The 25080-nt window shown below is 44.4% G+C and carries 17 protein-coding genes; 14 read left to right on the forward strand and 3 right to left on the reverse strand.

The features are described 5' to 3' along the window. Positions 1 to 2: 2 nt before the first annotated feature. The 5 genes from rseP to ABXS75_10695 all read left to right on the forward strand — a co-directional run bounded on the left by rseP (position 3) and on the right by ABXS75_10695 (position 6476). Entirely contained in the window at positions 3 to 1031 is a 1029-nt protein-coding gene (rseP, locus tag ABXS75_10675) for an RIP metalloprotease RseP (GenBank protein XCP83547.1), read from the forward strand. Positions 1032 to 1050: 19 nt separating this feature from the next. Further along, a complete protein-coding gene (gene greA / locus ABXS75_10680) occupies positions 1051 to 1554 on the forward strand; it encodes a transcription elongation factor GreA (GenBank protein ID XCP83548.1) in 504 nt (167 codons plus the stop codon). A gap of 950 nt (positions 1555 to 2504) precedes the next feature. Next, complete coding sequence (locus ABXS75_10685) at positions 2505 to 3653, forward strand: sugar diacid recognition domain-containing protein (protein ID XCP83549.1); 1149 nt, start codon at positions 2505 to 2507, stop codon at positions 3651 to 3653. 174 nt (positions 3654 to 3827) lie between these two features. Further along, positions 3828 to 5219, forward strand: a complete 1392-nt coding sequence (locus ABXS75_10690) for a GntP family permease (protein XCP83550.1) — start codon at positions 3828 to 3830, stop codon at positions 5217 to 5219. A gap of 24 nt (positions 5220 to 5243) precedes the next feature. After that, the gene (locus ABXS75_10695; protein XCP83551.1) at positions 5244 to 6476 is read left to right on the forward strand and encodes a glycerate kinase; all 1233 of its coding nucleotides are present in this window, start codon (positions 5244 to 5246) and stop codon (positions 6474 to 6476) included. 248 nt (positions 6477 to 6724) lie between these two features. On the opposite strand, the gene ABXS75_10700 is transcribed toward ABXS75_10695, so the two are convergent. Then, positions 6725 to 7972, reverse strand: a complete 1248-nt coding sequence (locus ABXS75_10700) for an IS110 family transposase (GenBank protein ID XCP83552.1) — start codon at positions 7970 to 7972, stop codon at positions 6725 to 6727. A 319-nt stretch (positions 7973 to 8291) separates the two neighbouring features. Here ABXS75_10700 and ABXS75_10705 point away from each other — a divergent pair, with 319 nt between their 5' ends. The 8 genes from ABXS75_10705 to ABXS75_10740 all read left to right on the forward strand — a co-directional run bounded on the left by ABXS75_10705 (position 8292) and on the right by ABXS75_10740 (position 22500). Next, positions 8292 to 9596 carry a CapA family protein gene (locus ABXS75_10705; GenBank protein XCP83553.1) on the forward strand — a complete coding sequence of 435 codons (1305 nt, stop codon included), beginning with the start codon at positions 8292 to 8294 and terminating at the stop codon, positions 9594 to 9596. A 483-nt stretch (positions 9597 to 10079) separates the two neighbouring features. Continuing rightward, the gene (locus tag ABXS75_10710) at positions 10080 to 11753 is read left to right on the forward strand and encodes an AAA family ATPase (GenBank protein ID XCP83554.1); all 1674 of its coding nucleotides are present in this window, start codon (positions 10080 to 10082) and stop codon (positions 11751 to 11753) included. 119 nt (positions 11754 to 11872) lie between these two features. Continuing rightward, positions 11873 to 12571 (forward strand): VanR-ABDEGLN family response regulator transcription factor, encoded by a 699-nt coding sequence (vanR, locus tag ABXS75_10715; GenBank protein ID XCP83555.1) that lies wholly within the window; start codon positions 11873 to 11875, stop codon positions 12569 to 12571. Further along, complete coding sequence (locus ABXS75_10720; GenBank protein ID XCP83556.1) at positions 12561 to 13697, forward strand: HAMP domain-containing sensor histidine kinase; 1137 nt, start codon at positions 12561 to 12563, stop codon at positions 13695 to 13697. Before vanR ends, ABXS75_10720 begins: the two co-directional genes overlap by 11 nt. Positions 13698 to 13922: 225 nt before the next feature. Beyond that, positions 13923 to 14939, forward strand: a complete 1017-nt coding sequence (locus tag ABXS75_10725; protein XCP83557.1) for a D-alanyl-D-alanine carboxypeptidase — start codon at positions 13923 to 13925, stop codon at positions 14937 to 14939. 127 nt (positions 14940 to 15066) lie between these two features. Next, entirely contained in the window at positions 15067 to 15807 is a 741-nt protein-coding gene (locus ABXS75_10730) for a nitroreductase family protein (GenBank protein XCP83558.1), read from the forward strand. 156 nt (positions 15808 to 15963) lie between these two features. Next, on the forward strand, positions 15964 to 21303 hold the full coding sequence (locus ABXS75_10735) for a fibronectin type III domain-containing protein (protein ID XCP83559.1): 5340 nt from the start codon (positions 15964 to 15966) through the stop codon (positions 21301 to 21303). 72 nt (positions 21304 to 21375) lie between these two features. Then, positions 21376 to 22500: a hypothetical protein gene (locus ABXS75_10740; protein ID XCP83560.1), complete on the forward strand. Its 1125-nt coding sequence runs from the start codon at positions 21376 to 21378 to the stop codon at positions 22498 to 22500. Between the two features lie 132 nt (positions 22501 to 22632). On the opposite strand, the gene ABXS75_10745 is transcribed toward ABXS75_10740, so the two are convergent. Both ABXS75_10745 and ABXS75_10750 read right to left on the reverse strand, forming a co-directional pair. Continuing rightward, on the reverse strand, positions 22633 to 23430 hold the full coding sequence (locus tag ABXS75_10745; GenBank protein ID XCP83561.1) for an ABC transporter permease: 798 nt from the start codon (positions 23428 to 23430) through the stop codon (positions 22633 to 22635). Then, complete coding sequence (locus ABXS75_10750) at positions 23423 to 24190, reverse strand: ABC transporter ATP-binding protein (protein ID XCP83562.1); 768 nt, start codon at positions 24188 to 24190, stop codon at positions 23423 to 23425. The genes ABXS75_10745 and ABXS75_10750 overlap by 8 nt, the downstream gene beginning before the upstream one ends. Before the next feature lie 192 nt (positions 24191 to 24382). Here ABXS75_10750 and ABXS75_10755 point away from each other — a divergent pair, with 192 nt between their 5' ends. Beyond that, entirely contained in the window at positions 24383 to 25063 is a 681-nt protein-coding gene (locus ABXS75_10755; protein XCP87137.1) for an epoxyqueuosine reductase QueH, read from the forward strand. Positions 25064 to 25080 lie beyond the last annotated feature (17 nt).

The raw sequence follows: 25080 nt of genomic DNA on the forward strand, positions 1-25080 counted from the left end.
GCATGGGAATTTTACTTGCAATTTTGATTTTTGGATTTATCGTGTTCTTTCATGAACTGGGACATTTTCTTCTTGCGAGAAAGAATGGAATTGATGTAGATGAGTTCTGGATTGGGATGGGTCCCACACTTATACACAAGAAGGTCGGGAATACGGACTACTGTCTGAAATTGTTTCCGATTGGCGGCGCGTGTATGATGGGCGAAGATGAGATGGATGATCTGACTCCGGGAAGTTTTAACAGTAAATCCCCGTGGAGACGGATTTCCGTCATCGCAGCAGGGCCTGTTTTCAATTTTATACTTGCCTTTATATGCGCATTCGTGTTTATCTGTATTTTGGGAGTGGATAAACCGATCGTCAGTGCGGTGAGCGAGGGCGGGCCGGCAGCCGAGGCAGGGCTCGAGGCGGGAGATCGGATCGTCAAGATGAATGGGAAGTCCATTCACATTTTCCGGGACATTTCCATCTATAATCAGTTCCATCAGGGTGAGGATGTGGAAGTTACTTATGAGAGGGATGGAAAAAAGGAGACCGTACTTGTCACACCGCAGGTTGATGAGACCGGGTATTATCTGATTGGTGTCACGAGCAGCGGATACGAGAAGGGCAGTTTTTTCGAAAATGTTGGTTATGCGGCTTATGAATTAAAATACTGGATAGAGGTTACGATTAAGAGTCTTGGTCAGCTTGTGACCGGTAAGGTGGGATTTGATCAGTTATCCGGGCCGGTCGGCGTGGTGGACGCGGTAGATACTACCTACAAAGCAAGTAAGTCCGGAGGGGCGCTTCTGGTCTTCATCAATATGCTGCGGATGGCAATCCTGCTCTCAGCCAATTTGGGAGTGATGAATCTGCTTCCCATTCCGGCTCTGGACGGAGGCCGCTTGGTATTTTTGATTCTGGAGTTGATTCGAGGGAAAAGAGTGCCGCCGGAGAAAGAAGGATATGTACATCTGGCCGGAATGGCTGTACTTTTGTGTTTGATGGTATTGGTACTATTTAATGATATCAAGAGGATTATAATGTAAGAAATAGAGGCAGTAAACTATGCGGGAGCAATTAACGAAAAGTGATGTCAAAAAGATAGAGGAAGAGATTGAGTATCGGAAACTGGTGGTTCGCAAGGAGGCCATTGAGGCAGTCAAGGAAGCACGCGCCCATGGGGACTTAAGTGAGAACTTCGAGTATCATGCTGCGAAGAAGGATAAGAATAAGAATGAGAGTCGTATTCGGTATCTGGAGAGAATTCTGAAAACGGCGATCATCGTATCGGACCAGTCGGAAGAAGGCGTGGCGGGGATCAATAACAGGATCACTGTATATTTTCCGGAAGACGATGAGGAGGAAACCTATAAGCTGGTGACTTCTATTCGCGGAAATTCTCTGGGCGGGTACATTAGCACGGAATCGCCGCTCGGTAAAGCAATCTTCGGCCATCGAGAAGGGGATACGGTACAGGTGAAGGTAAACGACAGTTATTCCTATGATGTGGTCATTCGTAAGGTGGAAGATACGACGGACGATGAAGAGGACAGGATTCGGTCCTACTAATAAGGTAATGAAAAGCGAGGGCATTCTGAGTATTTATTCAGAGTGCTCTTTTTACAAAGCCGGAGGTACAGAGGTGTTTTTCCAGAGGATATATTTTTGCAGTGTACGCCAGACAATAAATAGAATCACTGCTCCTAGAATCGTCCCCAATATATAACTGATAATTCCGACAAGGTTGCCAAAATGGTCGGCTATTTTGCAAAAAAATGCTTGATTCATTCGGAAACAAGGGCTAATGTAAAACATATTAAGCTCTCCAAGAGGAGAGAGAATCATGTTCAGACATTCGGCAATACAGCAGGAGAGTCCGTATAATAGTGTGCTTTCAAAGAATAACCGCCAGGTAGGACGGACCTCGTGAAGAAGCAGAATACCGGCGTATATTCCAAGCAGAATCAACAGAATATGCCATAAGTAGGAATGGACAGTGAGAATTGCAAGCGGGTAATGCATACCACTTGTGTCAAAAAATACGGCTATTCCACCGAGAAGGTTATAGGTCATAAAAAAAGCGAGCAGAACCCGGCGCAAGTGGACAGATTTTTTGCAGAGATAGATTGGGAGCAGGTAGAGCGGGAGACTGCATAGCTGAAAAGGGAAATACCACCAATCATACTCTCCGCTGTTTAATACGAAGGTAAGGGTTAGCTGCTTCAGAATTTCGCTGGTCAAAAGAAAACAGGAAAGAAGGAGGAAAAATCTGTCAGCCTTTTTCATAAATGTATGTCTCCTTTCCGATTGATACTCATGTAACAATTATAAAGATACAAAATCTAAAAATCAAGGAAGGGCGAGAGAAATTGATTGTTGAAATTGATTTTGAAGGACAAAGTGGAAAATTTGCGGATACTATTGACAGAGGGAAGAATCCTTTTTATACTGCGGGTATTACCGGTATGTGGGGAAGATGAAATAAGAACAGGTGAATAAAAGGACAGGAAAGAGAAGATATGTTTATATCAAAAATTGTCGCGCAGGCGATTGTGGAGGAAATCGGTGAGGAAATTCATGAGCACATCAATATGATGGACGCACAGGGGGTTATCATTGCGAGTACGGATCCGTCAAGAATCGGGCAGATACATAAGGGTGCAAGAAAAATTATTACGGAGGGTCTGACGGAATTATACATTTCAGATGAGATGGAAACGGACACTACAAAGAAGGGGATTAATCTCCCTTTAATTGTGCGTGGAGAAATCATAGGTGTTGTAGGAATTACCGGCGAGAAGAACCGGGTAATGGGATATGGAAATATTGTCCGGCGTATGACGGAAATTCTGGTGATGGACAGTATTCAAAAAGATGTAAAGCGGTACGACCGACGGGTACGCTACCGGTTCATTCAGGAATGGATTGAAAAATCGAACACATCATACAGTAGAAATTTAATTGACAGGGGACATCACCTGGGAATTGACATCGAAAAGCCGTACAGAGCAATGGTGATTTATTTCCCGGATTATCAGCAATTATCAGATACGCTGGAAGGGCAGAAACTGCTGGAGGAGATGGAGGTGTCCATTCGTCATGAGATGGAACGAAGTAAAGTATTATATTTGCGGCAGCCGCCCAAGCAGGTCTGTCTGCTGTCGATACGAAGTGACGAAGAGATGAGACTGGCGGCGGAAAAACTGCAGAAGCTGATTAAGGAAAAATATGGGAAAGATATTGCGGTTGGAATTGACAGCAACAGGGGCGACAGAAGGAATATCGGGCAAAGATGTGTGGAAGCAGAGAAAGCGGCGGCTCATGCTATGCTCTGGGGAAAGTATTTCTATTCCTATCAGGACATGAACATTGAACTTTTTCTTAATGAGATTTCAGAAGGAACGATGACAGAGTATCTGGAAAAGCTGTTCATAAAGATTCCGGTAGAAAAATGGGCGGATTATATACAGTTGATTGAATATTATTTTGCGTATGAAGGATCTATTACTAAGATGGCAGAAGCACTATATATGCATAAGAATACATTACAATATAAACTCAAAAAACTGGCAGAGGTTACGGGAAAGGATATACGTCAGTTATCCAATGCACCGATTTTTTATATGGCGCTCGCTTTTTACAGAAAATTACATCTTAACAGGTCATAATTTGATAGAGTAAGCGATTGGTATGCATAACAAAAATTAGATATTATCATGGACTCCATAACATTTACTTGAAATTAAAAATATGTTATCCTTTATAACAACAAAGCACAAAAGAAGTGCGAAAAAAATCATACGCTTCGAACAAAGTGCGAGAGATGAAGGAGGAAGTAAGTTATGACAGGCGTACCATTTTTAATTGTATTCATTTTGGCTATTATAGTCATGATCGTGTTGATCAGTAAGTGCAAGATTCATCCATTCTTGTCAGTTTTGCTGGTTTCACTGGTGTTAGGGTTGATCGGAGGAATTCCATTCGCCTCTACAGTCGACGCAGAGGGAAACACGATCGATGGAATTGCAACAATCATCGGAAGCGGATTTTCATCTACTTTCACAAGTATTGGTATAGTCATTATTTTTGGCGCTATGATTGGAACATTTTTGGAGGCTACCGGGGCAGCATTAAAATTAGCTGATATGGTAGTGAAGCTGGTTGGACCGAAGCACCCGGAATTAGCGATTGAGTTGATGGGCTGGGTCGTTTCTATTCCTGTATTTTGCGATTCTGGTTTCGTGGTATTGAACCCGATTCGCAAAGCGTTGGTGAAAAGAACGAGAACGTCTTCTGTTGCGATGACGGTCTGCCTATCTGCAGGTCTGTATGTGTCTCATGTTTTTATTCCGCCGACACCAGGACCGATCGCAGCGGCGAACACGCTTGGCATAGGGAACAGTTTGCTTCTTGTGATGGGAATGGGCGTATTGGTTTCTATCCCTGCACTGATCGGCGCCTGGTTCTATGCCAGATATATCGGGAAAAAAGTAAAAGCGAACGATGAAGCAGATCATAACGAGGTGACGCAGAGCTACGAAGAGCTGGTTGCAGCCTTTGGGAAACTGCCTTCTGGCTTTATGTCACTGGCACCGATCATTGTTCCAATCATCCTGATGGCATTATCTAATGTTTCTTCGATTTTTGGCTGGTCCGGTGGGTTAGCTGTAGCATGTGCCTTCTTTGGAACTCCGATTATTGCGTTGGCAGTCGGTGTGATTCTGGGCATCATTGTACTGGTGCAGGCAGATATGGGAGAAAAATTGTATGATTTGACAAATGAGACGTTAAAGACAGTAGGACCTATTCTATTTGTTACAGCGGCAGGCGGCGTATTAGGTAAGATTATTTCTTCTACCAGTTTGGTTACCTTTATTACGGACCATGCGGATTCCCTTCAGTCGATTGGAATTTTCTTCCCGTTCCTGCTGGCGGCAATTCTGAAATCTGCCCAGGGTTCCTCAACAGTTGCGATTACAACGACGGCAGGTATCATGGCACCGCTTATGGGAGCACTGGGAATGGATTCAACAGTGATGTCTGTTCTCTGCGTTATGGCGATTGGCGCAGGAGCAATGACAGTGTCCCATGCTAACGATTCTTATTTCTGGGTAGTTACAAACTTTGGTGAGATGACTCCGGAGCAGGGATACAAGACGCAGACAGCGGTTACTTTCGTGGAAGGTATTTGTTCCATTATCTTCATATTTATCCTTTCACTGATTTTACATTAATGTTATGATTGAGGAGGGCAGTAGATGAGTCTAAGAAATGATGCAGATCAGATTATCAGGGAATCTATCCGTATGGTGTTGCCGGACGAGGCGGTGGCAAAGGCACTCGCAGGAAAGCAGTTTGGCCCGGGAAGAATTTTTGTGGTCGCAACAGGAAAAGCAGCATGGCAGATGGCAAAGGCGGCTGCGGATATTTTGGGAGAACGCATAGATTCCGGTGTGGTAGTAACGAAGTACGACCATGTAAAAGGCGATATTCATAAAATGAAATGTTTTGAGGCGGGACACCCGGTCCCGGATGAGAATTCCTTTATCGGAACCCAGGCAGCGCTGGATTTGGTGGAATATCTGCGGGAAGAAGATACGGTACTGTTTCTGTTGTCAGGTGGGGGAAGTGCATTGTTTGAAAAACCGTTGATTCCTCACGAGGAACTGGCAGACGTTACGAAACAGCTTCTGGCCTGCGGGGCAGACATCGTGGAAATGAATACCATACGCAAGCGGCTTTCTGCGGTAAAGGGAGGAAAATTCGCGAAGCTGTGTGAGCCTGCAAAGGTTTACAGTATCGTTCTCAGCGATATTTTAGGAGACCCGCTTGATATGATAGCTTCGGGACCGGCTTATCCGGATTCTACGACTTGTGACATGGCGCTTGCTATTGTTGAAAAATATCATTTGCAACTGAGCAATCAGGCAATCGCGTTGTTAAATGAAGAGACACCAAAAAGCCTGAATAATGTGGAGACGGTCATTACAGGAAGTGTGCGGAATCTCTGTAAAGCCGCTGCCGACGCTTGCAGGGAATTGGGGTATGAACCGATGGTGCTGACGGATCAGCTATCTTGTGAGGCCAGAGAAGCAGGTGCATTTTTGGCGGCGATCGCCAGGAGCCACCAGGCAAGTAAGAAGAGTCTGGCATTTTTGGCAGGCGGTGAGACGGTCGTGCATTTGACCGGAAAAGGAAAAGGCGGACGGAATCAGGAACTGGCACTGGCGGCGGCAGACGGAATCGCAGGCCTTGCGGGCACAGCAGTATTCAGTGTTGGAAGTGACGGAACCGATGGACCGACGGACGCAGCCGGCGGGTACAGCGACGGCGGGACGAAAGAGAAACTTGCCGGGGCAGGAATCGATATCTATACGGTGCTGCAGGAGAATGACGCGTACCACGCGCTAAGACAGTGTGGCGGACTTATTATGACCGGAGCTACGGGGACAAATGTCAACGACGTGGCGGTGGTACTGATTCGTAGATAAAATAAGCTAAAGAGGGATGAGATCATGTATATGGTCTTGTCCCTTTTCTTCTTTTCCTGTATACTGTTATGTAAAAGATTGTCGAAAATTTACATTCAATTATCAGTTAGAGGAAAGAAAAGGTTGAAAAAGAATAGTAGAGGATAAGGTTGAAAAAGAATAGTAGAGGATATCCATTTTTTTAGGCATCACAAACAGACCATCTTGCGGTGGTTATTTAAAAATTGAATATGTAGCAAAGTTAAGGTTTATTCAGCAACTGACTTGATTTTATAACCATGAAACTGAGCCATTAAAATTGCCTGTTCAATTGTAATTTCACGATTGACAGGAAGAACATCACTTTTTCGGTAAAGTTGTGCATTATAGGGTTCCTTATTTTTCAGCATGTTGTATAATGCTGTTAGAAGCATTCTTGCTATTGCAATGATTGCTTTCTTGTGGCCGCGGCGCTTTCTTAAACGAAGATAGCGGTTGCGGATTTCAGGGTGCTTTTCACTTTTAACCACAGAGTTGGCACATTGAACCAAAAGTGGTTTGATATAGCATCCGGCTTTGGAAACCCGGACAGATTTTTTCTTCCCTGCACTTTCATTGTTGGTCGGCGTAAGTCCAGCCCATGAGCATAAGTGTTTCGCCGAAGGAAAAGCCTCCATATTCACGCCGATTTCAGAAATGATTCCGATAGCGGTAAATTTATTTTTGAATGATGGAGCGGTTAGGATTAGGTCGAGTTCTTGCTGATAGGGACTGGCGAGCGCAAGAATCAGTTCTTCTAGCTCTGCTTTCCGGGATTCCAAATCTTCAAAATGCTTTTTGATGATCTTTAATTTACCAGCCTGTTCCGGTGTGATAAAACCATCAATGGCGAGTTCCAGTTCAGGAAGCTTTTTCTTCATGGAGCCATGAATTAAAGGTCCAATATCAAAAGAAGTATCTTCAGGATTTTCAAGAATCTTATCCAGAATTCGTTGTGAACTTTTACCAAAAGTGTCCGAGACAACGGAAGCCAACTGAATGTTGGAGACCGTGAGACAGTTTTGAAAACGGTTCTTCTCACTGGACATAAAGCAGGTCAGTTTGAAACGATAGCGCATCAGGTCACGAAGTTGTCTGATATCAGCAGAGGGAATGAAGCTACCGGCAACAAGATCATGCTTGAAGAGGTCAGCAATCCATTTTGCGTCTTTCTTGTCAGTTTTTTTACCACGGATAGCCTTAACATATTTGGGATGAGCAAGTACAATTGTACAGCTTTTTTCGAGCACATTGTAAACTGGAATCCAGTATTTGCCAGTAGATTCCATGCAGACATCCTTACAATGATTGTCAAGCAGCCACTGTAACAATTCCTTCAACCCTTGTGTGAAGGTTGAGAAACGATGGCGCTTGTAGGTGGTAACACCTTGTTTGTTAGTGGAAGCGATACAGGCAACAACAAAAGTCTTGTGAACATCGATACCACAACAAATTTGATACACAATTTTTAAAGCCATAGGGCCACCTTTCAGAACCATAGGTTCGATAGAATTATAGGGAGTAAACAGCATTGACTGAATGCTTAGGATTAAAACGAGAGTTGTTTTAACAAAGATAAGGTTACGTGCTCGAGGCACACTTATTTGTACTTGAAAAAGCATTCTACACATATAAAAATACGGTCACCCAATAGTTCGGACAGCCCACTCACCTCCCCGTGATTTGTAGTGTACTGAGTATCCCTATGGAAACTATTATAAAAAGAAAGCTGCGAGAGTCCAACGTTTTTTCATCACGTTTTGTGCCTTGAGCAGCGCGAAAGGAATGGATATAAAGATGAAAAGAAAGAAAAGGGACAGAGGAATTCTTATTGTTGTGGGAATTTTGGTGGCAGTAGTTGTTGCAGCGATAGCCGGAGGAGGAATTTTCATCTTTTTTTGCATGGAAAGGCAGGGGCAGACGATTCAGGCCTCGAATTCTGTGGAGAAGACAGAACCGGTGAAGATAGCGGAAAATGACCCGAAGGCGACGGATACAGAGCAGGAGACGGTATCTAAGGCCAGACTGATTGCAGTCGGGGATAACCTGATACATCAGGCCGTTTATGACGGCGGAAAGCGGGGTGATGGGACATATGATCATAGAGTCCTTTATCAGAATATTTCCAAATATCTGGAAGAATCAGATATCCGTGTGATCAATCAGGAGACAATCATTGGCGGAGATGAAAAAGGTTTCAAGGATTATCCAGTTTTCAATACGCCGGAAGCAATTGGAGACGCGGTGGCAGATGTTGGCTTTAATGTGATCTTGCAGGCGTCGAATCATTCCTTCGATATGGGACTAGACGGACTGTTAAATGCGGCAAATTTCTGGAAGATTAAACACCCGGAAGTTACGATGGTAGGAATTTATGAGACGGAAGAGGAACAGTCAGAAATTCCGGTTTTGGAGGTAAATGGGATTAAATTTGCACTCTTAAATTATACATACAGCCATAACGCAGAATTTTTCAGCACCAAAGCGGAAGGGCATCTAAATATGCTGTGTGCTTATGATGAAAATAGCAGAGCAATCGATTTCAATACGCTCAATTCGCAGGTTTTGGAGGATATCAGAAAGGCAGAGGAACTGGCAGATTTCACCATTGTATTTCCACATTGGGGAGTCGAGTATGTGATGAGTGCGACCGACCAGGAGAAGTTGTTTGCCAGGCAGATGACTGAGGCGGGAGCAGACCTGATCATCGGTACGCATCCCCACGTGATCCAGCCGGTAGAGTGGGTGACGGCCGATAATGGAAACCGTGCGCTTTGCTACTATTCCCTTGGCAATTTCACCTCCGCGCAGGACGGAGTTGCACAAATGCTGGGCGGCATGGCGAGTCTTACAATCGTCAAGGAGGAAGAGAAAGTATATATCGATGAGAGCAGCATCAAGGCAATCCCGCTGGTGACACATTTCATATATCCGGGTTGGAGCGGATCAACGGTGGTGGAGAGCACCTATCTGCTGAACGAGTATACGGACGAGCAGGCGGCGGCACATGGGTTAAAGAATGCCTGGGGAATTACGCTTACTGGGGAAGAACTTATGAGACTGGCGCAAGAGACTTTTGGGGGATATTTGAGCATGGAATAGGTAAATAGAAATAATAAAGAAAAGGAGCCGGAAACAGTCGAAAATTGTTTCTGGCTCTTTTTTATATCGCTCTCTTGTGTATAAGAGATCTCTCGTCTTGCTAAAGATTAAAAAAATGCTGAAAATATAAGAAAAATGTTATAGTATTCCTATCTACAAGAGCCGATTTGCCAATGCCCGGCGCGCCCCAGATAAATACGGGTCTTGTCGGAGCTATGTTGAATAGTATTTCTAATAAGTCATTTTGTGTAACTGTAATTGGTAAATACATATAGAATAATCCCTTCTTCGTTCCTTTTCAAGATATTGTTTTTTCGATTAATATGGCGGACTTTTGCACGTGGGTAGTATTTGTCACAGTGCTGGCAGTAGCCAGTGTGACAGGCCTGTTTGGACATTATTTAAGAAAATAGCCTGATTTTGTTTGTCATTTTATACGAGATGAAGTACAATAAATGAAAGACACAAGGGAAGGTGACGGCTATGGATAGGAGAAAATCTTTACCTTTGGGATATGATGATTTCAGAAAAGTAATGGAAAATAATGGATATTACGTGGACAAAACTTTGCTGATCAAAAAGCTGCTTCAGACAAAAAGTGAAGTGACGCTGTTCACGCGGCCCAGGCGTTTTGGGAAAACGCTTAATATGAGTATGCTGCAGAATTTTTTTGAAAATACAGAAGAGACCGAGGAACTGTTTCACGGACTTAGGATTGAGAAGGAAGAGGAAGTATGTCGCAAATATAGAGGGCAGTATTCGGTAATTACTCTCTCTTTAAAAAGTGCAAAGCAAAGTAGTTTTCAGAATGCGTTCGAGATGATCAAGCAGACAATTTCGCAAGAATTCAGGCGGCATATAGACGCAGTAGCTTCCTACGAATATGAACAGGATAGAATCGAGCGAATTCTGAATGCGCAGGGCGAAGAGAAAGATTATTTGACATCGCTGCAGTTCTTGTCGCAGATTTTATATCATGTATATGGCAGAAAAGTAATCGTACTTTTGGATGAGTATGATGTACCCTTAGAAAATGCTCATTTTCGGGGGTTTTATGAGGAAATGGTTACGTTTATCCGATCACTTTTTGAGTCGGTGCTGAAGGGCAATCCATGTCTGGAATTTGCCGTTGTTACTGGCTGTCTTAGAATTTCGAAAGAAAGCATTTTTACCGGACTAAATAATCTGCACAGTATCTCTATCTTAAACGAAGGGTATGCTGAGTATTTTGGATTTACAGAGGAAGAGGTTGAAGAGATTCTCTCATATTATGGGTTGAATGAGCGGATGGAGGACATGAAGTCATGGTATGATGGATACTTGTTTGGCAATGTAGAAATATATAATCCGTGGAGTGTCATGAGTTTTGTGTCAGATTTACTGGAAAATGAGGGAGCGTCCATGAGACCTTATTGGTCGAATACAAGCTCCAATAGTATCATTAAGACTTTGGTGGAGACAGAGGATCTACAGGTAAGGAATAAGATAGAGGCGCTAATCTCTGGGGAAATGATAGAAAGTGTGATACATGAGGACATTACTTATGCCGACGTAGAACACTCGGAAGAGAATCTCTGGAACTTCCTTTATTTTACGGGGTATTTGAAAAAAGTTTCGGAACATATGGAGAACGGTCAGATTTATATGGGACTTCGGATTCCAAATGAGGAGATTCGTTACATTTATAGAAATAAGATTATGGAGTGGACGAAAGAGAAGATAGAACATTCTGATTTGTCTACATTTTATGAGGCGATGTTAAATGGAAATGTGGAGGTGTTTCAAGAAGAACTAGAGGGGCAGCTTCAGGACAGCATTAGTTATTTTGATGCGAAAGAAGCGTTTTATCATGGATTTTTGCTTGGACTTTTGAAACCGATCAAAAACTATCTGGTAGAATCGAATCGCGAAGCAGGCGATGGTCGGTTTGACCTTTTAGTAAGGAGTCCTGATGTGAAAAAGTCGGTGGTTGTCCTGGAATTAAAGAGGGCGGAATCTTATAAAGAGATGGAGAAATGTGCGAATGCCGCAATAGAGCAGATTGACAGAATGCATTATATGCGTGAATTGGAACGGGACGGATATGAGCATATTATCAGGTATGGAATCGGATTTTATAAAAAGAATTGTAAGGTGGCGCTGGAAAAAAAGAATTAGACATATTAATAAAACATTAATAAAGTCTTATTCCAATCTCCATAAATATATTCAGAAAATTTGGTAGAATATATTACTTGAATGAGGTTTACCGGTAATGGGGAAAGGAATGGGACAATATGGCGGATAAAATATTGATCGTCGATGATGAACAGGAGATTGCCGATCTTGTGGCGCTCTATCTTGAAAATGAAGGATTCACGGTATTTAAGTTTTACACAGCGTCGGAAGCGCTCGTATGCATTCAGAATGAGAAGCTGGATCTGGCGATTCTGGACATTATGCTTCCGGATATAAGCGGGCTTAGAATTTGCCAGAAGATCAGGGAGAAGCACCGCTATCCGGTAATCATGCTGACCGCGAAGGGTGAGGAGGTCGATAAGATTACAGGATTTACATTAGGGGCAGATGATTATATCACCAAGCCATTTCTTCCGCTGGAGCTGGTGGCAAGGGTAAAAGCGCAGCTTCGGAGATATAAAAGATACAATGTGATGGAAAGTGAAGAGTCAAAAGATGTTTTTACCCATGCAGGTCTCGTCCTGAATGTTAAAACACATGAATGCATTCTCAATGAAAAACCGCTCTCCCTCACACCCACGGAGTTTTCCATTCTGCGGGTTTTGTGCCAGAACATGGGAAATGTGGTAAGTTCAGAGGAACTGTTTCATGCTGTATGGGAAAATGAGTATTACGATAAAAACAATAACACGATCACGGTTCATATCCGTCATCTCCGGGAAAAGATGGGAGAGTCCTTCGAGGACCCGAAGTATATAAAAACAGTCTGGGGGTGCGGATATAAAATTGAAAAATAGATATAAGGAAATACGAAACTATCTGCTTCTTATTCTCTGCGGCTTCCTTTTGTGTTATGTTATATATTTTCTGGTGGATGCGGTATTCAACGGAATGTTTGCGGATTGGTTTAAGAAGAATTACTATATGGAGTCCTATGATACATCTGAACTTGGGGATGAGATTCGGGTGACGGGATATAATTGGCTTGGAATAAAAAACCTGATAGTCAGTTTTATGGGACTTAATGTAATTTTGTGGATTACAAGCATTTACGCTTACTCCAGGTATTATGCAAAAGTAAAAGTAAAAAGAATGATTACACAGGTAAGTAATGAGATTCATGACTATATGCTGGAGGAGAAAATTACGGCAGAATCGCTGCCCAAAGAGCATGCAGAGATTGTGACGCAACTGGTTTCTCTGAAAGCTACGATGCAAAGGCATGAGCAACTGTTAAAAGAGGAGGCGGCGCGGAAGAATGACTTGATCACCTACCTTGCACATGATCTGAAGACGCCGCTTACTTCCGTGATTGGGTATTTAAGCTTGTTAGAGGAAATACCGGAAATGCCGCTTGAGCAGAGAGCGAGATATGTAAATATTACTTTGGATAAGGCAAAGCGGCTGGAAAAACTGATCAATGAGTTTTTTGATATTACCAGATATAATCTGCAGCAGATCGTGTTGGAAAAGGAGACCTTGGATCTGCACTATATGTTATTGCAGATGGTTGATGAATTTTATCCTATCCTTCAGCCACATGGTAATACGATCGATTTATGTATCGACGAGATAACTATTTACGGGGACGCCCAGAAGCTGGCAAGAGTATTTAATAATATTTTGAAAAATGCGGTTGCTTACAGTTACCCCGGCACCGCGATCCGGATATGGGCCGAGCGTTCGGTGCGGGATGTACAGATATTTTTCCAGAATCGGGGGAGGACGATACCGGAGCATAAATTGGAGAGTATTTTTGATAAATTTTTCCGCCTCGATGAAGCGCGGGCAACGAATACCGGGGGTGCGGGGCTTGGACTTGCGATTGCAAAGGAAATCATACAGCTTCATGGGGGCTCGATCACAGCCGGCAGTGAAAATGAAATGACTACATTTTGCGTAAAGTTTCCGCTGAATGTTTAGGGAAGCATCTATGCTTTCTTAGGAATATCTTAGGAAATCATCAACTGAATATTAACGTATGGATAGCTTCTGTTCGGTAGAATGAAAACTGAGCAGAGGCTATTTTTATTATGCGGTAAGAAAATTGCTTCCAGGCAGATTCTCGTGCGTGAAGAAGGTGTGAGAATACATTCTGTTATATTGCCGCGGGAGTACGATTTCATAGAAAGGAAGGAAAAGCACAAAATGAATCAAACACGATACAGAAGAACGCCGGCTTGCAGGAGAAAAAGACGGTGCAGAGGAAAAAACGTATGGTTGACAGTTTGGATTACTGTTGTTCTTCTTATAGGAACGGCAGCCGGAGGAAAACTGATTTCTTATATTGGCTCAGAGAAAGCCTGGAGTATAGGGGGAAGAGGGTCGGAGGACAATATATTTGGTTCGACTGGTAATATTAATCTGAATCACCTATACAGCCGGTATGCTATACTGATAGATGCAGATTCAGGGGAAGTGATAGCACATCGCAATAGTGGTGACAAGATATATCCAGCTTCTATGACCAAGATCATGACGGCGATATTGGCTATTGAGAACAGCGATGATCTGGGAGAGCGTGTGACTGTGCCGCCGGATATCTTTCCGGCTTTGTATGGGGAAGGTGCATCCCTGGCAGGGTTTGAGCCGGGCGAAGAGGTGACTTTGAGAGAACTTCTGTATGGGATATTGCTTCCTTCGGGAGCGGAGAGTTGTGTCACATTTGCAGAGAGAATCGCGGGATCTGAGGAGGAATTTGTTGACCTGATGAACGAGAAAGCAAAGGAGCTTGGAATGGATCATACACATTTTCGTAATTGTACCGGACTTCATAATGCGAAGCATTATTCTACAGCCAGTGATATTGCGGTTCTCCTGCGATACGCTTTGAAGAATCCTGATTTCCGTGAGGCATTTTGCAGCAGCAGATATAGCACAGGTCCTTCCCTACAGCACCCTGATGGATTTACTGTTTATAGTACCATGTTTCAAAAATTGGAGAATGCCAAGGTAACTGGGGGTGAGATCCTGGGCGGAAAGACGGGGTATACTGAGGAAGGCGGCTTATGTCTGGCCAGTCTTGCAAATGTGAATGGCAGGGAATATATTCTTGTGACGGCAAAGGCGGACGGGAACCACCAAACAGAACCGTTTCATGTTTTGGATGCGGTGGATGTGTATGAGCAGATTGGAAAATCTGAAGATGGGAACAATGGGTTGTAAATCAGAATTTTATTAGCAGAAGCGTCTCGGTATGAAGCAATAGCCTTATTTTAGGTAGACGAAATGAATATTATCATTTAAAATAGTATGCATATCAAAATAGATTATCAGAAAGCGGGAGGGACTTATGAACGAGGTGCTAAGGCAATTACAGGAAAGAAAATCGGTGAGGGTATTTGAAGACAGGGAAATCTCCGCGGAGGATAAGGCAGCAATCCTGGAGGCGGCAGTGATGGCGCCCAGCGCGGGTAACCAGCAGCTCTACACGATTTTGGATATTACGGATCAGAAAAAGCGGGAGCGTCTCTCCGAGACCTGTGATCATCAGCCATTTATCGCGACAGCCAAGCTGGTACTGATTTTCTGCGCGGATTGTCAGAAGTGGTATGATGCATTTTTGGCGGCTGACTGCGAACCGAGATATCCGGGAGCGGGAGATTTACTTCTGGCGGTAGATGACGCCCTCATTGCGGCACAGAATGCAGTGACGGCGGCCCATAGTCTGGGAATAGGCTCCTGCTATATAGGGGATATTATGGAAAACTGCGAGGTGCACAGGGAAATGCTGGATCTTCCGGAATATGTGTTTCCGGCGGCGATGCTCGTTTTTGGTTATCCTACAGAGCAGCAGAAGAACCGCAAGAAACCGGAGCGTGTGGCAATGAAGCACATTGTGCATGAGAATGCTTACAGACATATGGATTCGGCAGAACTTCAGGAAATGTTTGATGTGAAGCTGAATACAAAGACCTACGAAGAGTGGATGAAGGCTTTTTGCAATAGAAAATATAATTCGGATTTCTCAAAGGAAATGACGCGTTCGGTTGAGAAGTTTTTGGAAAATTTTAGATATAATGAAGGAAGCTAAAATAAGACGGAAATCTATGTCAGCATCGCCTGTCATCGAAAAGGAGGAGCATTTGCAAAAGAGTGCTTGCAAATTTACGGAGCATCTGCCATAATAAATTATGGAATTAATATGATTCTAAATTTCAAAAGAAGGGAGTACAAAAAGGGGAGAAAAATGAAGAAAAGAATTGCTTACTTATTGGCAGCGGCTCTGGTGTTTTCCAGTGTCCTTCCGGCGTATGCAGCAGACGAGAAGCCACCATTAGTGACAGAGAATGAGAGTGGACAGGACGCGGGCATAGAGGAAGAGACGGATGGAGGAGCTGACCAGAAAAACACCATCAAGACTTCTGACGAAGCTAAGAAACAAGAATCAGAGGCATTAGTGAGTGACGAAGAAGGAAAGGAACCTGGGCATGAAGATGTGCAGGCTATTTCCGTGTCTGAGAATGAAAAAGAGGAAAAAGAGGTGGCGAAACCGGTTTTGGAAAAGAACCGGGTATATATCCGTATGACTACGGTCCGCGACTTATATCTTGCCGAGGAGTTTCAGGCAGTACTGGCAGATGAGGAGGGTAAAAAGTATGAAGGTACGATTATCCTGGTGGAGGGTAAAGTAGATGAGGGAACTTCAGAGGGGCCGAGAAGTGCTGAAGCATATTTTGAAGTCGATCCCGGAAATTATACGTTGACGGTTTCCAATCCCAAGTACCAGACATATTCACAGAAACTGGAGGTAGAGGAGGATTACGATTACACCATCGATATTTTAAATGGGAAAATGATTTATTCCCACGAGGGAAAGGAATCGCATCAGGGAATAATCCGTTTGGGGGATGTCAATCAGGATGGACATTTGAACGACCAGGATGCGGACCTCATTATTCAGGCGATAGAGGATGCAGCGGAGGGAAAGGGTTCTCCGGAAGATGCAGATTACATTTATGATCTGAATGACGACGGTGTGGTCGATATGGTAGATCTTCAGATGCTGGCGCAGAGTATTGCCGAGGAGAGAGAAGATTATGGTGCTGTGCCTGAAAAGAGTATTTCTGCGAAAGTTTTGTCTGTAGATGTGGATATTGACAAAGTGAAGGTTACAGGGGATATTCAGAGTATTTTGTCAGATGGCGCAGAAGGTGTGAAATTGGAAAGCGCGGATGCAGCTCAGGAAATTTCCGAACAGAATCCGATTGAGATCACAATTCCGGTCGTGGGAGATAAAGCGGTAGAGATGGGCGGCCTTGTGCTGGCAGTGAACGAAGCAAATCCCATTACCAGTGGGGCTATTGAAGTCGAGACAGAGGATGGAGAGAAGATTGAAGTTCCACTTCCGGTGTTATTTGCAAGGCGAGCAGCGTTTCGGAGAAGTGCCACGGCCACGCCGACAGCAAGATGGGAAAACGGAACGTTGGTTGTCGATTTTAAGGGCCAGGTGGCAGTGAAGAAGGTCACAATCGTCATAACAGGAGTTCAGAACAATAATCTGGCAGAGATTTCCAGAGTAGAGTTTTTGAATGATATGGAAAACCGTATCCCGCCTCCGGTGCTGGATATTCCGCAGAATGTAAAAACAGAAGTGGGTAATAAACGTTTTGTTGTATCCTGGGATGCATGCAATAATATTACGGGATATGAAATAGAGATCTCTGACGGAAAAACGACGGAGACAAGACATACTGTGGCAACGTCTATGGAAATTATGGCATTCGGTCACAAGGAACTGGTCAACGAAACTACCTATACAGTGCGGGTACAATCCGTAAATGGAGGATGGAAAAGCGGTTATGGCGACCGAATAGAGGCAAGACCGTTTACAACTTCAAAACCGCCGGCACCGGATAATCTGAATGTGGTAGGAGAGTATCGTTCTATTATGGCAAGCTGGAAGGATATGGAGGATACAGATACATATAACCTTTACTATAAAAAGGAGACCGATACAGAATTTACTAAAATAGCAGATATCAAGGCGCATAGCTATGAGATCACAGGACTTGAGGATAGTGTGACCTATGAGATTTATGTAACTGGCGTCAATAGAAACGGTGAAGGACCAAAGTCTCTTTGCTCCAAGGCAACGACGATCAACATCATGCCGGTCGCATTGCCCCAGTACAGACTTTTGAACACCTCGACGGGAGAAGGAAGTCTCAGCGCGCATATCAAGAGTGCAACGATTTCAGGCTCCGATGTCAGAAGTATGATTGATAGTCCTTTGGATGGAGAGAATAAGACATCGGCCCTTGGGGTTTTTGATAATGCATATACCTCATATTATAATATAGCCGATTGGGATGACGGTTGTGAATATTATGCCGGGAATAAAGGAATCACAGTTGAACTGGATCAGGAAAGCCATGTAGGTTATATCACGCTGGCGCAGGCGATTGAGAAGAATAACCTTTCCGGCGCAAAAGTGTATGCAGATGGCAAACTGGTACAGGGTGCAAGTGTGGGCAGACGTACGGATGCAAAGGGACGGGCCTATTATTTGATCAAGTTCCCTTCTGGAGGCGTTAAGGCAACCAGGTTTCAGGTATGTATCAAGTCTTACGGAAGAGGACTTAGTATTGCAGAAATGCGTCTCCATGAATACGATTCCCTGGAAGATGATGTGCTGGGACTGTTTTCGGATGATCTGCATACCACTCTGCGGGATGACGTAAAAGAGGGCGATTTTGAGGAACTGCAGAAACGTCTGGATACAAAGCAGAACGAAGAGTTCCACCTGGATCAGGATACGATTCAGAAGGAACTGGATAATGCGAGAACGATTTTTGAACAGAAAAATCTGGAGAAGGCCGTAACGATTCATACGAATATCACGGCAAAGAAAGATGGCGGAAAGGGCTTTGGAGGTCTGAATGCATGGCAGCCCCTGGGAGTGTCTGCCTATGCGAATGAGAATATTGTTATATATGTGGGAAGCAATAAAGGTATTCCTGGAAATAATACGGATTTAAGCCTGTATGCAACGCAGTATCATTCAGAGTCCGGTGCGTTCTTCAAAGAAGTATGCCGTTTGAAGGTGGGAAGGAATGAGGTTACGATTCCGGGCATCTCTAACCGGGATTTTGAGAAGGGCGGTTCACTGTATGTGGCCTATGTCGGAAACAATCAGAATGACCAGTATGCGGTTCGCGTAAGCGGCGGTGTACAGATTCCTACTTTGGACCTCTATCAGGTTACGGATGAAAATGAGAGACGTGTAAGAATTCAGGCTTATGTGGAGGAACTGGAAGAGACGACTGCAAAGCTGGAAGCGATTCACGAGGAATTTCACGGGAAAGAGGCCGGTCCTGCTGTGGCATATGCATATGATGAAAAGAACTGCATTTCCGGTGCAACCGAGATCATGTTAGATCAGATGATGTATTCTGTTTCCTCGAAGCAGATATTGAAAGGACTTGGAGAGGGTAGTTTACAGGCTAAGGCTGATAAGCTGGATGAGTCTTTGAAGGCAATGGATCAGATGATGACATTGTACTATCAGCATAAAGGACTGAACGACCAGGCGGCGGCACAGGTGGACAGACTTCCGTCCCAGCATTTGAATATCCGGTATCATAGAATGTTTGCAGGTGCATTTATGTATGCATCAGGTAATCACATTGGAATTGAATGGCCGGAAGTTGCAGGACTTGCCGGAGGAAAAGAACTGGTGTCTGAGAATGGAAGATATATCAGCGGACAGTTATTTGGCTGGGGAATCGGACATGAGATCGGACATAATATCAATCAGGGTGCGTATGCGGTGGCGGAGATCACGAATAACTACTTCGCACAGCTTTCTACCCGCGGGAACGAGACGAATGATACGGCAAGATTCCAATATCCGGATGTTTATAAGCAGGTGACTTCAGGAAGTACAGGACGTCCGACGGACCAGAGAATAGCGCTTGCGATGTACTGGCAGCTTCATCTGGGGTATGACAGAGGGTATAATTATAAGATATACGAGGATTATGAGGAGCAGCTTCAGAATCTGTTCTATGCAAGGGTAGATACTTATGCAAGAACGCCCTCGAAAGCACCGACTGGAAACGGGGAGAAGGCTCTTCGTTTAAGCGGCAATATAGATCAGGATTTCATTCGCCTTGCAAGTGCGGCGGCTGAAAGAGATTTGACGGATTTCTTCCTGCACTGGGGATTGGTTCCGAATCAGGAGACAACAGATTATATCAGTCAGTTTGAAGCGGAGACAAGAGCGATTTATTATGTAAATGATGAGTCCCGCGTATATGAAATCGAACATGGTACAGGCAGCACAATCAAAGGTCAGGATGTTTTGACTGAGATGGAGGCCGTGGTAGACAGTAAAGTGAAGAATGATGTGACGATTCAGCTCGGCCATACTGCTGATCCGGATGTTGTGCTTGGATATGAGATTACCAGATGTATTACATCAGGCGGAAAAGTAGAAAAGCAGGTGATCGGATTTACGACAGAGAGTGAATTTACAGATCATGTGGCATCCATCAATAATCGTGTGGTTACATATGAAGTTGCGGCGGTCGATCATTTCATGAACCGCTCCGCGGTTAAGAGTCTGGCGCCGGTCAAGATAGAACATGAGGGCGACCATGATAAGTCCTTCTGGAATGTAGAGCTTACCAATATTGTTCCGGGCAAAAATGAGAGTGTGGACAACACGGAAGAATATCCGGATGAGGTGATTACAGAGGATGGACGGGAGAGTATGATCGATAACGATGTTAAGACCGTCTTTAGAGGTACGGCAGAGCAGAGCAAAGAAGCTTCTATTGTCCTTGATTTTGGGCGTACTCTGACTGTAACGGGAATCCGTTATCGTGCGGGAGAGACGGATAGCATTGGAGATTATACAGTCCTGATCAGTCAGGATAAAGAAAACTGGAAAGAGGTTGCATCCGGCAATTTTGAATCGTCCCAGCAGGGAGAGGCAGTATATTTCCAAAATGGCAAAGATTCATGGGTTTATACACAGGAGGCGGCTTTCCTGAAGCTTGTAATAAAAGGAACAAAAGCACAGGAATTTACAGTCGCAGAGCTGGATGTATTAGGCCCGACGGGAGATAATGTAGACTTCCGCGCAGAGGAGGATGGAAAGCCGATCATTGGTATTCTGAAAAGCGATTATACTTATGATGAAAAGGCTGGTTACAAGATTCCTTCTGGTTCCCTTGTATTTATTGGAAAGTATAAGGGCAATCCGGCATACAATACCGGACTTTTGTACGATGAGAATGGTAATATTGTAGGCGGTGTGAGCGAGGAAGGCTATCTGATAGCGGAGCAGATTATTCTGGCGGATGTGCCGGAGGAAGGTGAGCTTGGCGAGACCTATGATGGAACCTGGATTTACTGGATTACGCCGGAGAATCTGAATATGGATCAACTTCCGAAAAAGGTACGTGCAGAACTTTACCGTACTGATGATGCGCAGGCAAATACGGGACAAAGGCTGGTAAGTGACAGTATGTTTTATGATATGCCGGGAGTATTACCGGAAATCGAATTCATGGGCCAATAGTATAACCAAGGGCATCCCGTTATGGCCATTCGGCCATTTCACAAGGTATACGATGCGGTAAAGGAGAGGATTATGAAAAAATATATGAGAAATATATTCATCGTTATGCTGGTACTTTTCGCGGCGATGGGTATGAAGGTGCAGGCGGCGGACGATGATGCGATAACGCTGATATTTCCGAAGGATATTCATGAGGTTGAAAGGATCACCTCTTTGAAATTCAGCATGGAAGTGCAGAATATTTCAGATACGGCGAAAATTTCCATGAAATTCGTGGAACGGGATAAGACGATCCAGAAGACAACCTATGATGCAAAAAAGAAGGTTCTGACTGTTTATATTGCAGGAGAGACAGAACTCATAGGTGAAGATCATCAGTTGAAAATCGGAAATCTTAAGGTAAAGATGGACGGAAATCATTCGGAGAATATAACAGTGAAGCTGGATCAAAGTTCCATGCAGTTTGTAAATGGTGCAAATGAATTGATGGAATCTTCTTATTGGGGGCCAGATGCTATAAAGTTGAGCGGAAAAGGTGTAATAGAAACAGATGAAAATCCCCCAGAGGAGGGAGACGATTCAGAGGACGCCACGCTGGCAAAGATGAGAGAAGCGCTTCAGAAGCTGATCGAAAAGTGTGAGGCACTTGCCGGAAGTGAGGATAAGTATACAGAGGCGAGCTGGAATGAATTCGAAGAAGCCTTAAAACTTTCAAGAGAGGTTTGCGGAAATGAAAAGGCTACTTTGGAGGAAATCCAGGTAGCTATGAGTAGTCTGGCAGAGGCATTTAACGGCCTGGAAAGTGTATCGGATGATTTGGAAACAGCGAGGGAGTCTTTAAAACATAAGCTGGAGGAATTGAATGCACTGCTATCGTCAGATTATACGGAAGAAAGCTGGAATCAATTGTATGAGCTGATGGTAGAAGCACAGAAAATGCTGGATGAAGATGCCTCAAAAGAGGAAATCGATGCGATGCTCGATAAGCTGAGGAAAGCCCAAAGAGGATTGGTCAAGGTGGAAATTCAGGAGAGTACTGATAAGGATACGTCAGGAACTACTTCAGATAAGAAATCAGATCGAGTGAAATCCGGTGATGAAAGCCATCTGGTATTCTGGATTATCCTTGCGGTACTTGCTCTGACGAGTGCGGGCACAGTCATTTGTATCCGTAAAATGAAAAAACAACAATATTGATGAGAAGTATGTAAAGCAGTTGCGGGATATTAAAAGTTCCGCAACTGTTTTCAATTGCCGGGCATACCTAAGCAAATGTTCAGTGGAGATTCATCTCGGTTAACGAGAAATTGGTGAAAAAAGAGTTTTGCGTTACAGCCTTTGCAGGTACCATTTTTCCACTCTGCCGATCAGAGCATAGAGACCCATGGCAATCAGGCAGAGAATGCAGATGCTCATGAGAAGCCAGTCGAGTTTGAACACCTGGCTTCCATAGATAATCATATATCCAAGCCCTTCTCGGCCTCCGATGAACTCCCCGATTACCACCCCTACCAGGCACAGTCCGATATTGACCTTCATCGTACTGATGATGGCGGGGATACTGCTGGGAAGCACGATTTTCGTCAGTGCATGGAAACGATTTCCATGAAGGGTGTAGATCAGGGTAAGTTTATCCGGATCGACCGTCATAAAGCTGGCATATAGATTTAGAATACTGCCGAAAATCGCAACGGACATTCCGGCCACGATGATCGTGGTCTTGTTCGCGCCGAGCCATACAATCAGAAGCGGTGCCAGGGCAGATTTGGGAAGGCTGTTTAAGACCACCAGATAGGGGTCCAGAATCTCCGACAGCCGTTCGCTGAACCAGAGAAGGATTGCCGCCAGAAGGCTGAACAATATGACTAAAACAAAACTTATGATGGTCTCATAAAGTGTGATGCCCACATGGAGAAAGATGCTCCGATCGAGGACCATTCCCCAGAAACAGAGTGCGATCCGCGAGGGGCTGCTGAAAATAAAGGAATCAATGATGCCGACATTTGCGGTAAATTCCCACAAAAACAGGAAGCCAAGCAGGATTCCGACGCGGGATACGCGGACGATGCGTTTATGGCGCCTGCGCCGGTTTAAGTAGCGTATCTGGCCTTGCGAGAGTTCATTCATCGGGATTTAGCTCCTTCCATATCAGATTAAAATAGGTTTTAAATTCCGGTGCATTTCGCCGCTCAAGCGGTGTCATATCGGGAGATTGAAAGGTAATATTTACTGTTTGGCGTATCGTGGCCGGGCGGTCGGTGAGGACCAGGATCCGGTCTGCGAGGCTGATGGCTTCTGAGAGATCGTGGGTGACCAGGAGGGCAGTTTTGTGTTCCCGCCGTATGATCTGGCCGATATCATCGCCTACGTTGAGCCGGGTCTGATAGTCCAGCGCAGAAAAGGGTTCATCGAGGAGAAGGATATCCGGCTCCAGCACGAGAGTGCGGATCAGAGCGGCCCTTTGGCGCATTCCGCCGGAAAGCTCAGAGGGCTTTGCGTCCGCGAATTGTTTTAGACCGTAGAGCTCCAGAAGGTCTTTGGCTTTTTCTTTCGTTCTTGCAGTCATCATGTGCTGGATCTCCAGTCCCAAAAGAACATTGTGATAGACGCTCCGCCATTCCAGCAATTCATCCTTTTGCAGCATATAGCCGATGTTCGTGGCGCTGTCTGGAAGGTACTTTCCGTTAATTTTGATCAGTCCTTTTTCTGGCTTGTGCAGACCTGCAATCAGATGGAGCAGTGTTGATTTACCGCAGCCGGAGGGGCCGACGATCGCGATAAATTCTCCCTGTTTCAAGGCGAATGAAATATTCTCAAGCGCCTTTGTTTCGCCATCCATATTGTGGTAAGCATAGTAAATGTTTTTGAGTTCCAGTATATAGTCCATGGCAATCCTCCAGTCGCAGTAGTATATGGAAAACGCTTATATCCTATTCTATGAAAAGCCGGAGGAATCGTGCGGATTTGGTTGTCATTTGGAAAAATATCACTTATAATCAGGGTGAATGAAGCATATAAGAATGAAGAAAAAGGAGAGTGCAGGCGGCGAAACGAGCCACCGCCTGTCATAGATTCCAGGATGAATAAAAAGAATTATCAACGAGAAATGGAGCAGATCATCAAAAAGGAGCAGGAACAGGGGCATGTTCCCACGCTGTTGCTTCACAGTTGCTGTGCACCGTGCAGTAGTTATGTGCTGGAAGCACTGGCAGAATATTTTCAAATCACGGTGTTTTATTATAATCCCAATATATTTCCGGCAGAGGAATTTGAAAAACGGATCAGGGAACAGGAGCGTCTGATCGAACAGATGCCGGCCAGGTATCCGATCTCCTTTCTGGCAGGGAATTATGACAGCGAGAAATTTTATGAGATGGCAAAAGGGCTGGAGGAAGTTCCGGAGGGCGGCGAACGGTGCTTCCGGTGTTATGAGCTTCGGCTGAGAGAAGCGGCCGGGAAGGCGAAAAGGGGCGGATATGATTATTTTACGACGACACTCAGCATCAGTCCGCTTAAGAACGCACAGAAACTGAATGAAATAGGTAAGTCTTTGGAAGAAGAATATGGGGTCCGGTATCTGCTTTCTGATTTCAAAAAGAAGAACGGGTATAAACGTTCTACGGAGCTGTCCGCCAAGTACGGCCTGTACCGACAGGATTACTGTGGCTGTATTTATTCCAAATTGGAGCGGGAGAGAGAAAAAGCAGCGAAGGAAGAGGTTGAAACAGATGGCACTTATACAGGCAGGATATGTAAATAGAATCGAAAATTTGTGTA

It is taken from the genome of Roseburia hominis (genome assembly GCA_040702975.1).
Classification (GTDB): domain Bacteria; phylum Bacillota; class Clostridia; order Lachnospirales; family Lachnospiraceae; genus Allocoprococcus; species Allocoprococcus hominis_A.